General features: G+C 64.2%; 13 protein-coding genes. 4 read left to right on the top strand and 9 right to left on the bottom strand.

Annotation, left to right across the window (positions count from 1 at the left end):
• The first annotated feature begins 5 nt into the window (after positions 1–5).
• Positions 6–392: a CopM family metallochaperone gene (copM, locus tag CIT25_RS02730; protein ID WP_095483034.1), complete on the top strand. Its 387-nt coding sequence runs from the start codon at positions 6–8 to the stop codon at positions 390–392.
• A gap of 93 nt (positions 393–485) precedes the next feature.
• Positions 486–1,331 (top strand): aldo/keto reductase, encoded by an 846-nt coding sequence (locus tag CIT25_RS02725; protein ID WP_095483033.1) that lies wholly within the window; start codon positions 486–488, stop codon positions 1,329–1,331.
• 225 nt (positions 1,332–1,556) lie between these two features.
• Here CIT25_RS02725 and mutS read toward each other — a convergent pair whose 3' ends face one another.
• Positions 1,557–4,271: a DNA mismatch repair protein MutS gene (gene mutS, locus CIT25_RS02715; RefSeq protein WP_167391027.1), complete on the bottom strand. Its 2,715-nt coding sequence runs from the start codon at positions 4,269–4,271 to the stop codon at positions 1,557–1,559.
• Between the two features lie 142 nt (positions 4,272–4,413).
• Here mutS and CIT25_RS02710 point away from each other — a divergent pair, with 142 nt between their 5' ends.
• Complete coding sequence (locus CIT25_RS02710; protein ID WP_095483032.1) at positions 4,414–6,693, top strand: NADP-dependent malic enzyme; 2,280 nt, start codon at positions 4,414–4,416, stop codon at positions 6,691–6,693.
• Between the two features lie 90 nt (positions 6,694–6,783).
• On the opposite strand, the gene CIT25_RS02705 is transcribed toward CIT25_RS02710, so the two are convergent.
• A complete protein-coding gene (locus CIT25_RS02705; protein ID WP_095483031.1) occupies positions 6,784–7,416 on the bottom strand; it encodes a hypothetical protein in 633 nt (210 codons plus the stop codon).
• 361 nt (positions 7,417–7,777) lie between these two features.
• Positions 7,778–8,770, bottom strand: coding sequence for an adenosine kinase (locus CIT25_RS02700; RefSeq protein ID WP_095483030.1), 993 nt, complete (start codon positions 8,768–8,770; stop codon positions 7,778–7,780).
• Positions 8,771–8,993: 223 nt separating this feature from the next.
• On the opposite strand from CIT25_RS02700, the gene CIT25_RS02695 reads away from it, so the two are divergent.
• Positions 8,994–9,671 carry a sulfate transporter family protein gene (locus tag CIT25_RS02695; protein WP_095483029.1) on the top strand — a complete coding sequence of 226 codons (678 nt, stop codon included), beginning with the start codon at positions 8,994–8,996 and terminating at the stop codon, positions 9,669–9,671.
• Between the two features lie 165 nt (positions 9,672–9,836).
• Here CIT25_RS02695 and CIT25_RS02690 read toward each other — a convergent pair whose 3' ends face one another.
• From CIT25_RS02690 to CIT25_RS02665, 6 genes are all read right to left on the bottom strand, one after another.
• A complete protein-coding gene (locus CIT25_RS02690) occupies positions 9,837–10,832 on the bottom strand; it encodes a proline racemase family protein (RefSeq protein ID WP_095483028.1) in 996 nt (331 codons plus the stop codon).
• Complete coding sequence (locus CIT25_RS02685) at positions 10,829–11,632, bottom strand: isocitrate lyase/PEP mutase family protein (RefSeq protein WP_095483027.1); 804 nt, start codon at positions 11,630–11,632, stop codon at positions 10,829–10,831. Before CIT25_RS02685 ends, CIT25_RS02690 begins: the two co-directional genes overlap by 4 nt.
• Before the next feature lie 68 nt (positions 11,633–11,700).
• Positions 11,701–12,549, bottom strand: coding sequence for a hypothetical protein (locus tag CIT25_RS02680; protein ID WP_095483026.1), 849 nt, complete (start codon positions 12,547–12,549; stop codon positions 11,701–11,703).
• A gap of 85 nt (positions 12,550–12,634) precedes the next feature.
• Positions 12,635–13,291 (bottom strand): HAD family hydrolase, encoded by a 657-nt coding sequence (locus tag CIT25_RS02675; protein WP_164897949.1) that lies wholly within the window; start codon positions 13,289–13,291, stop codon positions 12,635–12,637.
• The gene (dut, locus tag CIT25_RS02670; RefSeq protein ID WP_095483025.1) at positions 13,291–13,776 is read right to left on the bottom strand and encodes a dUTP diphosphatase; all 486 of its coding nucleotides are present in this window, start codon (positions 13,774–13,776) and stop codon (positions 13,291–13,293) included. Before dut ends, CIT25_RS02675 begins: the two co-directional genes overlap by 1 nt.
• A gap of 84 nt (positions 13,777–13,860) precedes the next feature.
• Positions 13,861–14,331 carry an Lrp/AsnC family transcriptional regulator gene (locus tag CIT25_RS02665; protein ID WP_095483024.1) on the bottom strand — a complete coding sequence of 157 codons (471 nt, stop codon included), beginning with the start codon at positions 14,329–14,331 and terminating at the stop codon, positions 13,861–13,863.
• Between the last annotated feature and the right edge of the window lie 24 nt (positions 14,332–14,355).

Raw genomic sequence — 14,355 nt, 5'->3', positions numbered from 1 at the left:
CATGAATGACCTTGGCCAAGAAGATCGTGCTGCTGCTGATGGCGGCGGGAATGCTGCTTGCCGTTTTCCTCGAAAGCATTCCGTCGCAAGCCCAGGAGATGAAACACGACATGGGGGCGATGAGCGCGCAAAGCCCCTCAACCGACGGCTACAAGGCGGCGATGGACAAGATGCACACCGCCATGATGGCGATCGAGCATTCCGGCAATGCCGATATCGATTTCGCCCGCAGCATGATCCCGCATCACCAGGCCGCGATTGACATGGCCAAGGTCGAGCTTGCCAATGGCAAGGATCCGGAAATGCGCAAGCTGGCCGAAGCGGTGATCGCGGCGCAGGAAGCCGAGATCAAGCAGATGCAGGATTGGCTCGCCGCCCACCCTGTGAAGTAGGCGTCAAGCAGTCCGGAGGAAATCCAGGGAAGGACTTTCATCTGGATTTCTCCCGAAGGCTGTGCTGCCATCGGGCCTCGACTGGAGCACGCCATGCCATCAACGATAAGAACCACCACATTGCCCTCGGGCGAAGCCGTTCCCGTGCTTGGTCAAGGCACGTGGAAAATGGGCGAGGATTTCAGCCGCCATGCCGATGAGGTCAACGCGCTGAAGCTTGGGCTCGATCTCGGCATGACGCTGATCGACACCGCCGAAATGTATGCCAGCGGCGGTGCCGAGGAGGTGGTGGCTGATGCCATTGCCGGACGCCGCGACGAGATCTTTCTGGTCTCCAAGGTGCTGCCGTCCAACGCCTCGCGCGCCGGCGTGCCGGCGGCGTGCGAGAGAAGCCTCAGGCATCTACGCACCGACCGCATCGATCTTTATCTGCTGCATTGGCCCGGCAGCGTGCCGCTGACGGAAACGGTCGAGGCCTTCGACGCGTTGAAAAAGGCCGGCAAGATCCGCCACTGGGGCGTCAGCAATTTCGACACCCATGAGATGGAGGAACTGGTCAGCCTGCCGGCCGGCGACAGCGCCCAGAGCAACCAGATCCTCTACAATCTGACCCAGCGCGGTCCCGAATTCGACCTAGCGCCCTGGAGCCGGCAGCGCGGCATTCCGCTGATGGCCTATTCGCCGGTCGATCAGGGCGTATTGGCGCGCAACACCAGGCTCGAAGCCATCGCTGCCCGGCACAATGCCACGGCGGCGCAAATTGCACTTGCCTGGGTGATGGCGCAGGACGGTGTTATCGCCATTCCGAAGGCCAGCAGGCAAGAGCATGTCCGACAGAATGTCGCTGCGTTGGATATCGAGCTCACCTCGGAAGATTTCGCAGAAATCGACCGCGCCTTCCCGCCGCCGACCCGCAAGCGCGGGCTGGAGATGATTTGAGGAGTTGCGGGGAAATAAAACTAAGGCCGCGTTCCTTCGCGCCCCCCTCTGTCCTGCCGGACATCTCCCCCACAGGTGGGGAGATTGGCTATCACCATCGATTTCGCCAATCTCCAACGCTAGAGAAAAGGTGCTGTCTGCGAAGCTGCCAATCTCCCCACTCGTGGGGGAGATGTCCGGCAGGACAGAGGGGGGCGCCGTAGAGCGCTATCGGACGAAGCCTGACTACTTCCCCACCATGCCCTTCAGCCGATACAGCGCCTCAAGCGCCTCCCTCGGCGTCATCTCGTCAGGATTGATCGCGCCCAGCGCCACACCCAGCGCATCGTCCTTCACCGGCTTTTGCGCTTCTCGCCTCATCGCCACCGAAAACAGCGGCAGGTCGTCGACCAGCCGGTTTGCCTTGCCCGAAACCTCGCCCGCTTCCAGCTGGTGCAGCACTTCCCTCGCCCGCCCGACCACGGCTTCCGGCAGGCCGGCCAGCCGCGCCACCTGCACGCCATAGGAGCGGTCGGCAGCACCCTTGCCGACCTCGTGCAGGAAGACGACGTCGCCCTCCCATTCCTTGACCCGCATGGTGACGTTGTGCAGTCGAGCGAGTTTGCTGGCCAGCGCCGTCATCTCGTGGAAATGGGTGGCGAAGATCGCCCGGCAGCGATTCTTCTCGTGCAGATATTCGACCGCCGCCCAGGCGATCGACAGGCCGTCGAAGGTCGCGGTGCCGCGGCCGATCTCGTCCAGGATCACCAGCGCGCGTTCGCCGGCCTGGTTGAGGATCGCCGCCGTCTCGACCATCTCGACCATGAAGGTCGAGCGGCCGCGCGCCAGATCGTCCGAGGCGCCGACACGCGAAAATAGCCGGTCGACGACGCCGATATGAGCTGATGCCGCAGGCACGAAGGAGCCGGTCTGGGCGAGGATGGCGATCAGCGCGTTCTGCCTGAGGAAGGTCGATTTGCCGCCCATATTGGGGCCGGTCAGCAGCCAGATCGCGCCGTTCTTGGCATCACCTTCCGGCGATAGATCGCAATCATTGGCGACGAACGGTCCTTCGCCCGAACGCCGCAGCGACTGTTCCACCACCGGATGCCGCCCGCCCGAAATCGCGAAGGCGAGGCTCGCGTCCACCAGCGGCCGGCACCAGGCCTCGCTTTCGGACAGCAGGGCGAGGGCTGCCGACACGTCGAACACGGCAAGCGCTTCGGCCCCGGCACGGATCTTGTCCGCCTGGCCGACCGCTTCCGCCGTCAGCGTTTCGAAGGCGGCAAGCTCGATCGCCAGTGCCCGGTCGGCGGCATTGGCGATCTTCGATTCCAGCTCGGCCAGTTCCGTCGTGGTGAAGCGCATGGCATTGGCCATGGTCTGGCGATGGATGAAGCGCGCCTTCGCCCCATCGCTGCTCGTCATTATCGCATGGTGGTTGGCGGTGACTTCGATGTAGTAGCCAAGCACATTGTTGTGCCGGATCTTTAGCGAGCGGATGCCGGTTTCGTCGATCAGCGAGCGCTCCAGCCCGGCAATGACCTTGCGTGATTCGTCGCGCAATGCCCGCATCTCGTCGAGCTCAACGTGGTAGCTGGAACGGACGAAGCCGCCGTCGCGCTTCAGCAGCGGCAGCTCGTCGCCGAGCGCCTGCGTCAGATGCTCGACCAGCGGGCGTGGCAGCGCCTCGATCGCCGCCAGCGCCGCCGCCAGTTCTTGTGGAAGGGTAGTCGCCCCAAACAGTTCGGCGATAGCACCGGCTGCCTCGAACCCCGCACGCAGCGCGCCGAGATCGCGCGGGCCGCCACGGTTGAGCGCCAGCCTGGACAGCGCGCGCGGCATGTCGGCGACGCTCTTCATGCTCGTCCGCACCGCTTGGCAGAGCCGCGTCTCGGAGCGGAAGAACGACACCGAGTCCAGCCTCGCGCCGATCGCCGCCGGGTCGGTCAGCGGCGCCATCAGCCGGTCGGCGAGCAGCCGTGCCCCACCACCGGTCACCGTGCGGTCGATCGCCTTGAACAGCGAGCCCTCGCGGCTGCCGGACAGGGTGCGCAGCAGTTCCAGATTGGCGCGTGTCGCCGGATCGATGAACAGCGTCGAGCCCTGCTCCTCGCGCTCGGGCCGCGACAGCGGCGGCCGCTCGGCCTTCTGCGTCTTTTCGACATAGGCGATGACGCCTGAGATCGCCGACAGCTCGGCGCGGGAAAACGTGCCGAAACTGTCCGGCGTCGCCACCTCGAAGAAACGGGCGATGCGGCCGGCGGCCGACGCCGAATCGAACAGGCTCGGCGGCTGCGGATTGGCGATCCGGCCGAGCACATCGAACACCGGCTTCAACTCGGGATCGTAAAACACCGGCTCGGCGACGATCAGCTCGCGGGGGTCGACGCGAAAGACATCGGCGAGCAGCCGGTCGGCGGTGGTCTCGGCGACACGGAAGGCGCCGGTCGAGATATCGATCCAGGCCAATGCAAAGGAGTGTTGTTCGGCCCCGCCCTTCACCCGGCTAAGCGCCATCAGGAAACTCGATTCCGACGGCGCCAGCAATTTGTCCTCGGTGATGGTGCCGGGCGTCACCAGCCGCACCACGTCGCGGCGCACCACCGACTTGCCGCCGCGCTTCTTCGCCTCGGCCGGATCCTCGATCTGCTCGCAGACGGCGACGCGGAACCCTTGTCCGATCAGCTTCTGCAGGTAATCGTCGGCGGCATGCACCGGCACGCCGCACATCGGGATGTCGAGCCCCTGGTGCTTGCCGCGTTTGGTCAAGACGATGCCGAGCGCCCGGCTCGCCTTTTCGGCGTCGTCGAAGAACAGCTCGTAGAAATCGCCCATGCGGTAGAACAGCAGCGAGTCCGGATTCGCGGCCTTGATCTCGATATACTGCTCCATCATCGGCGTCGCCGGCGCAAAGGCCGGCGTAGCGCTGTCGCTGCGAATGGGCGTTTCGTCGTTCAAGAAGCTGCTTCCAAAATTTCCCAAGCCATCTGCTTGGCGGTTTACAGCGGCGAAGTGTAGCCTTAATCCCGAACGTTCCACAAAAGAAAGCATTGCACCCGTCTCAACGAGGTGCCGCACGGGCGAGGAAATCGAAAGCATCATGGCCAGGAAAACCGAAAGCAACGGCCCTTCCGTCAGCGCGCAGGAGGCGCTGGAATTCCACGCCATGGGCCGCCCCGGCAAGCTGGAGATCGTCGCCACCAAGCCGATGGCCACCCAGCGCGACCTCAGCCTCGCCTATTCGCCGGGCGTCGCGGTTCCCGTCCTCGCCATCGCCGAGGACCCCAGCCGCGCCTTCGACTATACGGCGCGCGGCAACATGGTCGCTGTCATCTCCAACGGCACCGCCATTCTCGGCCTCGGCAACCTCGGCGCGCTGGCCTCGAAGCCGGTGATGGAAGGCAAGGCGGTTCTGTTCAAGCGCTTCGCCGATGTCGATTCCATCGATCTCGAAGTCGACACCGAGGATGCCGACGAGTTCATCAACTGCGTGCGTTTCCTTGGGCCCTCCTTCGGCGGCATCAACCTTGAGGACATCAAGGCGCCGGAATGCTTCATCATCGAGCAACGGCTGCGCGAATTGATGGACATACCGGTCTTCCATGACGACCAGCATGGCACCGCCATCATCTCGGCCGCCGGCCTGATCAATGCGCTCAAAGTCACCGGCCGCGACATGCAGACCACGAAAATGGTCTGCAACGGGGCGGGTGCGGCCGGCATCGCCTGCATCGAGCTGATGAAGGCGATGGGCTTTACGCCTGAAAACATCATCCTGTGCGACACCAAGGGCGTCGTCTTCCAGGGCCGCACCGAAGGCATGAACCAGTGGAAGTCGGCGCATGCCGTCAAGACCGACGCGCGCTCGCTTGCCGAGGCGCTGGACGGCGCCGACGTGTTCCTCGGCCTCTCCGCCAAGGGCGCGCTGACCACCAGGATGGTGCAGTCGATGGCCAAGAACCCGATCATCTTCGCCATGGCCAATCCCGATCCGGAGATCACGCCCGAGGAAGTGGCCGAGATCCGCACCGATGCGATCATGGCGACGGGGCGTTCCGACTATCCGAACCAGGTCAACAATGTGCTTGGCTTCCCCTACATCTTCCGTGGCGCGCTCGATGTGCGGGCCACCACCATCAACGACGACATGAAGATCGCCGCGGCACGTGCGCTCGCCGAACTGGCGCGCCAGGACGTGCCCGACGACGTCGCTGCCGCCTACCAGGGCAACCGGCCGAAATTCGGCCCCAACTACATCATTCCGGTGCCGTTCGACCCGCGGCTGATCTCGGCCATTCCGATCGCCGTCGCCAAGGCCGCGATGGATAGCGGTGTCGCCCGCAAGCCGATCCTCGATCTCGACCGCTACGCCCAGGAGCTTTCCGCCCGCCGCGACCCGATCGCCTCGACCCTGCAGCGCATCTACGACCGCGTGCGCCGCCAGCCCAAGCGCATCGTCTTCGCCGAGGGCGAGGAGGAGCAGGTCATGCGCGCCGCCGTCTCCTATGTGAATCAGCGGCTCGGCACCGCCATCCTGCTCGGCCGCGACGATATCATCAAGGAGAATGCCAGGAACGCCGGCATCGAGCTCGACAGACAAGGCATCGAGATCATCAATGCCCGGCTGTCGCGCCGCAACGGCGTCTACACCGACTATCTGTACGAGCGCATGCAGCGCAAGGGCTTCCTGTTTCGCGATTGCCAGCGCCTGATCAACAACGACCGCAACCATTTCGCTGCCTGCATGGTGGCATTGGGCGACGCCGACGGCATCGTCACCGGCGTCACCCGCAACTATTCGACCGCACTCGACGACATCCGCCGCGTCATCGACGCCAAGCCCGGCCACCGCGTCATCGGCGCCTCGATCGTGCTGGCGCGGGGCCGAACCGTGATCGTCGCCGACACCGCCGTGCACGACATGCCGAATGCCGAGCAGATCGCCGACATCGCCGAGGAAGCCGCCGGCTTTGCCCGCCGCATGGGTTACGAACCAAGGCTCGCCATGCTCGCCTATTCCACCTTCGGCCACCCGCAGGGCGAGCGCTCCGAGCGCGTCCAGGAAGCGGTGCGCATCCTCGACAAGCGGCGCGTGGATTTCGAGTATGACGGCGAGATGGCCGCCGACGTGGCGCTCAATGCGCGCGCCATGGCGCAATACCCGTTCATCCGGTTGACCGGCCCAGCCAATGTGCTGATCATGCCGGCCTTCCACTCGGCCTCGATCTCGACCAAGATGCTGCAGGAGCTCGGCGGCTCGACCGTCATCGGCCCGCTGCTGGTCGGCCTCAACAAGCCGGTTCAAATCGTCTCGCTCAACGCCAAGGATAGTGACATCGTCAACATGGCGGCGATTGCGGCCTATACGGCGGGAGCGTGAGGAGATCGGAGTCCCGCTCTGCCCACAGCAGGCGAAAAAAGCCCCCCCCCATGCGGGGAAGGCCAGACACTTCGCCAGCGATGGGACGGCTCATCTCCAGCCGCGGCAGCTCTGATAGGCATGCCGCCAGTAGCGCCAGCCGGTCGTCTTCCATTTCCAGAATTCATAGCCGCAGCCACCATGGTCGGAAGCGACGATCGTCACGCCGCCCCACGCCCAGGAGCCATGCTTGTGGTGGCCATGGTGATTGCCGTGGTGGCCGTCATGGTCCTTGCCGGGTTTGCATCCGAACACCTTGCAATGCAGCTTGGGCCTATGCTTCAGGATCGGCGGCTTGGCTTTGCAGCCAATCACGGCGCAGTTGATTTTCGCATTTATCCTGGGGCGCGACTGCTCGCGGGCGAGGCGCATATGCGGCGACGCCGAGTTCTGCTTCACGGCCTGTGAAATACCTTGCTTTATCTTGAACTTGCCATCTTCGGCGCGGGCGCCGTTGGTGACGGCCATGGCTCCGATGATCGTCGCCAGCAGCAGGACGATGCCGGCGAGACGACCTTCGATCCTAAACATCGATGTCAGGCGCGCCATGCCTTTGGCGGGCACGGCCGATCTTTCCTGACACGCGCGAGCCATCGCGCCGGTGTGGAGCTTTTCGTGCTGCGTCGGTGTCAACGCGCCGGGATCGACGCCGCTGAAAGCGTCGACTGTTACGGGAGTAAACATCTTCCTGATCCTTCAGTTGGTTAGCGGCCTCGACCGCGGAGCCGTCCCGACGGGTTCGCTCCATGGCGCGGTTTTTCGCTCCCGGTTGTTTCGGATGAATGCCGAAACTCGACTGAAGTGTTTCAATTGTTGCGGTTCGACCGCGCAGCGCGACCAATGGCGACGTTGTCGGCGAATTCGGCGTCTAGCCGTCGCGCGCATTCCCCTTCTCCCCTTGTGGAGAAGGTGGCCGAGCACAGCTCGGTCGGATGAGGGGTGTTCCAGCTTGGCGCCGACGGCGCTCCGTCCAACACCCCTCATCCGTCTTGGCGCTGCGCGCCAATCCACCTTCTCCCACAAGGGGAGAAGGAAGAAAGCGTCCCTAAATCAACCCTGCTTGCTCAGCCTCGTGGCGCAGATTCTGCCTCGGCCTTGGCCCGAGCTGCTGGATGACCAGTCCGGCCGCCAGCGAGCCGAGATCGCCGCACTCCTTCAGGCTGCGCCCCTGCGTGTAGCCGTAGAGGAAGCCGGCGGCATAGAGGTCGCCGGCGCCGGTGGTGTCGACCAGTTCCCGGATTTTTGTCGCGTCGACGGTGACGGTCTCGTCGCCGCGCACGATGACCGAGCCCATTTCTGAGCGGGTGACCGCGGCTATCTTGCAGTCCTTGCGGATTTGAGCCAGCGCCTCGTCGAACGAGGCGGTCTGGTAGAGCGCCTTGATCTCGTGGCTGTTGGCAAAGACGATGTCGACGGTGCCCGAGCGCATCAGATCCAGAAACTCGTCGCGGTAGCGGTCGACGCAGAACGAATCCGATAGCGTCATCGACACTTCGCGGCCGGCGGCATGCGCGAGCTTCGCCGTCTGCCGGATCGCTTCCTTGGCGCGCGGCGGGTCCCACAGATAACCCTCGAAATAGGTGACTGCCGCACCCGAAGCCTTGTCGGCCTCGACGTCCTCAGGCCCGAGCTCGATGCAGGCGCCGAGATAGGTGTTCATCGAGCGCTCGCCGTCGGGCGTGACGAAGATCATCGAGCGCGCCGTCGGCGGCTCGCCGTTGAGTGGCTTGGTATCGAAGGCAACGCCCTGCGCATGGATGTCATGGGCATAGATTTCGCCGAGCGGGTCGTTCGAGACCTTGCCGAAGAAGGCGGCGCGACCGCCGAAGGAGGCGACGCCCGCCGCCGTGTTGCCGGCGCTGCCACCGGAGGCTTCGATGGCCGGGCCCATGCGGCTGTAGAGCAGTTCGGCGCGCCTTGTGTCGATCAGGTTCATCGCGCCCTTGATGATGCCGTTCGTCTCCAGGAACGCCTCGTCGCACTGGGCGATGATGTCGACGATGGCATTACCGATACAAAGCACGTCATAGTTCGGCATCAATGATGTCTCCGCGAAAGAACCACCGGCTTTCTGCCACGCCGGCCGCGGGCGGGTCTAGCGATTTGATGCGGCTTTGCCTAGGTCGTGAATTTATAAATCGGGTCGAAATCGCGTGACGCCGGATGTGGTGGCGCTTGTGACTTGTCGTGTCTCCGCCTATCTCGCAGATGTCTTGCCATGGGCCCGTTTGAGCCCTGTTCAACATGGAATTGGAAACGCCGTGATCCCTAGCGCCGCCCGCGCCGCCGCCAGCCAGCTGTTCTCGCCCGAATTCCGCTCGGTGTTCGTGAAGACGCTCGGCCTGACCTTGCTGGCGCTCGCGGCGCTGTGGTTCGCGATTGAGGGCCTGTTCGAATGGCTGGCCTGGCCGTGGATCGACGCATGGTTGCCCGGCCTGCCGTCATGGGCCGGATCGCTAGGCGTCATCGTCGCCGGGATCGGTCTTGCGCTGGGTCTGGCGCTGCTCATCGCGCCGGTGACGGCAATCATCGCCGGCCTGTTCCTGGACGACGTCGCCGAAGTGGTCGAGCGCAGCGATTATCCCGATGAACCGCCTGGTCGCGCCACGCCGGCGCTGCGCTCGATGGTGCTGGCTTTCCGCTTCTTCGGCGTCGTCATACTCGGCAACATCGTGGCCTTGCTGCTTCTGCTGGTGCCGGGCATCAACATCGCCGCCTTCTTCGTCGTCAACGGCTATCTGCTGGGGCGTGAGTTTTTCGAATTCGCCGCCATGCGCTTTCGCCCGGAGGCCGAGGCCCGCGCGTTGCGCAAAAAACATGCTGTCACGGTGTTTCTCGCCGGGCTGGTTGTCGCTGCCTTCCTCGCCGTGCCGCTGCTCAACCTTCTGACACCGCTGTTTGCCGCCGCCATGATGGTGCATCTGCACAAGGCGGTCTAAGCGCGGGAAGCGGCTTAGGATGCGCTGATATTCAGGTGATGCCGGCTTGCGAATGGCGGTTTCCTGCGCTTCCGGTACTCACGTACCCAAAAGTACGCTGCGTTCCGGTTCTCGGAGCCCACCATTCTCAGCGCGGCCTGACCTGAATCTCAGCACACCCCGGCGCTAGCGTAAAAGAAAGCCGCGCCCCAACTCGTCGTCGGACTCGACGATGAATTCGGCCCGGCCGGAGTAGTAGGCGCGGCCGCCGACGCGGGCGATGATGGCGTCATGCGGCCCGGCTTTCGCGGTCCTCGCCACGCTGCCGGAAAAGCGCGAGCCTGCAATACTCTCGAACAGCCGCGTCTGGCCGGCGATTTCGCCCTTGGCATGCATTGCCGCCAGCCGCGCGGTGACGCCCGAGCCGGTTGGCGAACGGTCGACCTCGGCCTCGGCAAAGACGCAGATGTTCTTGGTCGGGGCATCGGAAAATACGTCCTGTCCGTCGGTCAGGATGGTGCCGTAGAGAAAGGCAAGGTCGGCATGGTCGGGATGCGACAGCGGGAACTCGGCCTTCAGTTTCTCCGTCAACGCCGTCGCCGCATCGACGAAATCGCGCACGCGGTTCTTGCCGAACTCCAGCCCGAACTGGCGGCAATCGGCGAGCGCATAGAAGGCGCCGCCATAGGCGATGTCGAAGCCGATCGCACCGAAGCCCGGCAATTCGATCTCCTGGTCGCGGGCGAACAGAAACGCCGCCACGCTTTCGAACGACACCGCACCGGCCTTGCCGTCTTGCACCTCGACCGAGGCGATGACCAGCCCGCACGGCGCTTCGATGTTGACCGTCGTCACCGGCTCCTGCCGCGCCACCAACCCCTCGTCGACGGCATAACGGCCGAGCGCGACAATGGCGTGGCCGCACATGGTCGAATAGCCTTCATTGTGCATGAACAGCACGGCGAGGTCGGCGCCGGGCAGGTCGGGTTCCACCAGCAGCGCCCCGTACATGTCGTAATGGCCGCGCGGCTCGAACATCAGGATCTTCCTGAGATGATCGAGGTGATCGCGCACATAGGCGCGCTTTTCCAGGATAGTGCCCGCGGGGATCTTGGGATAACCGCCGGTGACGATCCGCAGCGGCTCGCCGCCGGTGTGCATGTCGACGACGGTGAGCGTCATGTATTGGGTTCGGCAAACAACGCCTGCAGCTTGCCGAATGGCATGGCGGCGCGGGTGAAGCCGAAAGTGCCGTCCTGCTGGATCTCGCGCGCCGCCGTTTCCAGCATGCCGAAGGCGAAATTGGTCAGCCACGGCCCGAGCGAAATGCGCTTGACCCCTGCCAGGGCAAGATCGGCAATGGTGAAGCCGGGCCTCACCATGACGTTGACCGGCTTGGTCAGCGCCGAGCAGACGGTCTGCACCGTCTCGATGTCGCCGATGCCCGGCGCATAGAGCACGTCGGCGCCGGCCTTCTCGAAGGCCTGCAGCCGCCTGATCGTGTCGTCGATGTCGGGCCTGCCCCACAGAAAATTCTCGGCCCGCGCGGTGAAGACGAAATCGTGTTTCAGCGCCCGTGCCGCCTCCGCTGCAGCGGCGACGCGCTCGACGGCATGCGAAAAATCGTAGATCGGCTTGTCGGGCTCGCCGGTGTGGTCCTCGATCGAGCAGCCGGCGAGGCCCGCCGCCTCGGCCGCGAAGACAGTCTCCGCGGCACTTGTCGCGCTGTCGCCCTTGCCCTTCTCGAGATCGGCCGAGACCGGCAGGCCGGTCGCCGCCGTCACCTCGCGGCAGTGATGGATCATCGCCTCGAAGGTCACCGCGCCGTCGGGCAGGCCGCGCGAAAAGGCAAAGCCGGCGCTGGTCGTCGCCAGCGCCTTGAAACCGAAGGAGGCCAGCAATTTCGTCGTGCCGATGTCCCAGGGGTTGGGCATGACGAAAATCGAGCTATGCAGGTCGCGAAAGATTTTTCCCTTGTCCATGGATGCTCCCAGAGTGCGAAGCGCATTTTATCCCGCCACTGCCTGCCGGGCAAACGAATGCGGTTGGTTCAGAAGCGACTGGCGTTCTCTCCTGCCAATTTGTCCAGTGCGTCGGAATTCTTGACGTATCCAGCCCCGTCCCAATGGTAGGTGACGGAGATGTTTTGCGAGGAAGCTTCGGGCGCCGGATCATCGCAGCTTTCGCCATTCGGCACTGTGGCATCGGTCACCGTCGCCTTGATGGCCGCATAGGGCTGGCCGTCCGCAAAGGTCCGAAAGGCCAGCTCCTGCGTGCGCTTATAGGCGCACAGCGACTCGTCGAATGTTTGGATCGTATCGATCAGCTCGAACCTGTCGTCGCGGACCAGAAGCAGGGGCGTGCTGACATAGCCCTGGCTCGAATTGAAATGCGTGCTCAGGGTGATGATGGCGTCGTCGCCGGGTCCAACCGGCAGCTTGCCCGGATCGCGGAAAGAGGTGCTCCGGTCGACGGCGACATTGACAGCGTCGAGCAGTCTCGGCTTGCCGGCAAGATCGTAAAGCGCCAGCACCGCGAACCCCTCGGCGCTGTCCGACGAGCTGCCGAGGTCGAACAGCATGGCCAGCCGATCCTTGCCGCCGGCCTTGACGGCGAGCACGCCGGCATTGGAAAGGCCCGACGTTTCGGGCGGCGAGCCACCGCTATCCGGGCCCTCGATATGGCGCATCTCGACCGGCATGGAACCCCGATAGAAGCCTTCCTTGTCCCCCGCCAGGTCGGGAATGACCATCCTGGCGAGATCGAGATAGGTCGTGCCCTCGTGGCCAGGAACGGCGCTGCCAAGGTCCGGGAAGCTGACGGCTTGCGCGCCGGCCGTCATCCACAGGCACGGCAGCAGCAAACAGGCGACGACGATGCGAAGCAGGATGGAATTCATACGCTGGCGCCTCCCACTGTCGAGCGTTCGCAAGCTAGCACGAACGACTGAGGCGTACAGCCGGATAAGAAGTCTGAACACTAGATCAGTGAATCGGCACCAGCCCGGCCAGTTCGCGCATGTCGTCGAACAGGATGCCGCCGGCCTCAGTCAGGCCGTCGCGATCGGTATGCGGGTCGCCGTGGTAGGAATAAACGCGCATGCCGGCGGCAATGCCGGCTAATGTCCCGGCGACGCTGTCCTCGATGACGATGCAGTCGGCAGGGGCGAAGCCCATCGTGCTTGCGGCATGCAGGAACAGGTCGGGAAACGGCTTGCCGCGCGAGACCATGGTCGAGCTGAACAGCGCATGCTCGAACAGCGGCAGCAGACCTGTCTGGCCGAGCGTGATGTGCATTTTCGACACCCGCGCCGATGAAGCGACGCACGTTGCGATTCCGGCCGCGTGCACGGCTTCGATGAACTCCCTGACATAGGGGACGGCTTCGACGCCATGCGCGAACAGGTCCGGCAGGCCGGCGTTCCAGCGTTCGACGAAATCGGCGCCGAGGCTGACGCCGGTCGCCTCGACCTCCTTCTGCACCGAGACCATGGAGCGGCCGGAGAAATTCTTGCGGCAATGTTCGAAGCTTGCCGGGTAGCCGGCTGCGGTTAGCCATTCGGCGAGGCGCCGATTGGCCAGGTTCTCGGTGTCGACCAGAACCCCGTCGCAATCGAAGATGACGAGTTTGGGTATTCTCATCAGGCCGTGCCGGTCGATCCGAACCCGCCGGAGCCGCGCGTCGTGCCGCCGGCCAATGTCCGCTCCTCGACGGTCGCCTGCGTCACCAGGGCGAAGACGATCTGGGCGATCCGCATGCCGCGCGTCACTGCAAAATCCTCGTCGCCGAGGTTGATCAGCAGCACCTTGATCTCGCCGCGATAGTCGCTGTCGATGGTGCCTGGCGTGTTGAGGCAAGTGAGCCCATGCTTGAAGGCAAGGCCCGAGCGCGGCCGGACTTGGCCTTCCACGCCCTCCGGGATCTCCAGGATCAGCCCGGTCGGCACCAGCGCGCGTTTTCCCGGCAGGATCAGCAGCGGCCGGTCGTCCGGCACCGCGGCGCGCAGATCCATGCCGGCGGCGCCCGCGCTTTCATAGGCGGGAAGCGGCAGGCCTTCGCCATGCGGCAGTCTGACGAAGCCGACGGCCGGACCGATGACGGAGGAAGTGTAGATGGCTGCGCGCATGAGGCGGATCCTATCGCTATCAACGCCGATTCGGTCAACTCGGCGGCAATGCTATCAACGGCTTTCTTTCAGCGCAGTTCCGCTTCAGCGCAGTTCTACGGGAACGATCGTCGTCTCCTTGATCTCCTCCATGACGAAGGAGGCCGAAACGTCCGACAGCGCCACCTTGGCGATCAGCCGCTGATAGAGCCGGTCATAGGCCTTCACGTCGGCGACGCGGGCACGCAGCACATAATCAAGATCGCCGGACATGCGGTAGACGCCGGTGATCTCGGGAAAACCGGTTACTGCCGCCCGGAATTTTTGCAGCCAGTCCGGATCGTGATTGGAGGTCCGGACCAGGATGAACACCGAGAGGCCAAGGCCAAGCTTGTCCGCATCGACCAGCGCCACCCGGCCAGTGATGACGCCGTCTTCTTCCAGCCGCTTGACCCGGCGCCAGCAGGCGTTGCGCGACAGCGACACCCTTTCCGACAATTGGTCGACCGACAGCGTGCCGTCACGTTGCAGTTCACCCAGCAATCTTCGGTCGATTTCATCGATTTCCAGCGGCATGTGGGATTTTTGTCCCAATAATTG

The organism is Mesorhizobium mediterraneum (assembly GCF_002284565.1).
GTDB classification, from domain to species: domain Bacteria; phylum Pseudomonadota; class Alphaproteobacteria; order Rhizobiales; family Rhizobiaceae; genus Mesorhizobium; species Mesorhizobium mediterraneum.
The sequence above is the reverse complement of the archived record's forward strand: the minus strand, read 5'-3'. Positions and strand labels throughout refer to the sequence as shown.

Coding starts and splice junctions, on each gene's coding strand:
- copM (WP_095483034.1), top strand. CDS start 6: ATGACCTTGGCCAAGAAGATCGTGCTGCTGCTGATGGCGGCGGGAATG.
- CIT25_RS02725 (WP_095483033.1), top strand. CDS start 486: ATGCCATCAACGATAAGAACCACCACATTGCCCTCGGGCGAAGCCGTT.
- CIT25_RS02710 (WP_095483032.1), top strand. CDS start 4,414: ATGGCCAGGAAAACCGAAAGCAACGGCCCTTCCGTCAGCGCGCAGGAG.
- CIT25_RS02705 (WP_095483031.1), bottom strand. CDS start 7,416: ATGTTTACTCCCGTAACAGTCGACGCTTTCAGCGGCGTCGATCCCGGC.
- CIT25_RS02700 (WP_095483030.1), bottom strand. CDS start 8,770: ATGCCGAACTATGACGTGCTTTGTATCGGTAATGCCATCGTCGACATC.
- CIT25_RS02690 (WP_095483028.1), bottom strand. CDS start 10,832: ATGACGCTCACCGTCGTCGACATGCACACCGGCGGCGAGCCGCTGCGG.
- CIT25_RS02685 (WP_095483027.1), bottom strand. CDS start 11,632: ATGGACAAGGGAAAAATCTTTCGCGACCTGCATAGCTCGATTTTCGTC.
- CIT25_RS02680 (WP_095483026.1), bottom strand. CDS start 12,549: ATGAATTCCATCCTGCTTCGCATCGTCGTCGCCTGTTTGCTGCTGCCG.
- CIT25_RS02675 (WP_164897949.1), bottom strand. CDS start 13,291: ATGAGAATACCCAAACTCGTCATCTTCGATTGCGACGGGGTTCTGGTC.
- dut (WP_095483025.1), bottom strand. CDS start 13,776: ATGCGCGCAGCCATCTACACTTCCTCCGTCATCGGTCCGGCCGTCGGC.
- CIT25_RS02665 (WP_095483024.1), bottom strand. CDS start 14,331: ATGCCGCTGGAAATCGATGAAATCGACCGAAGATTGCTGGGTGAACTG.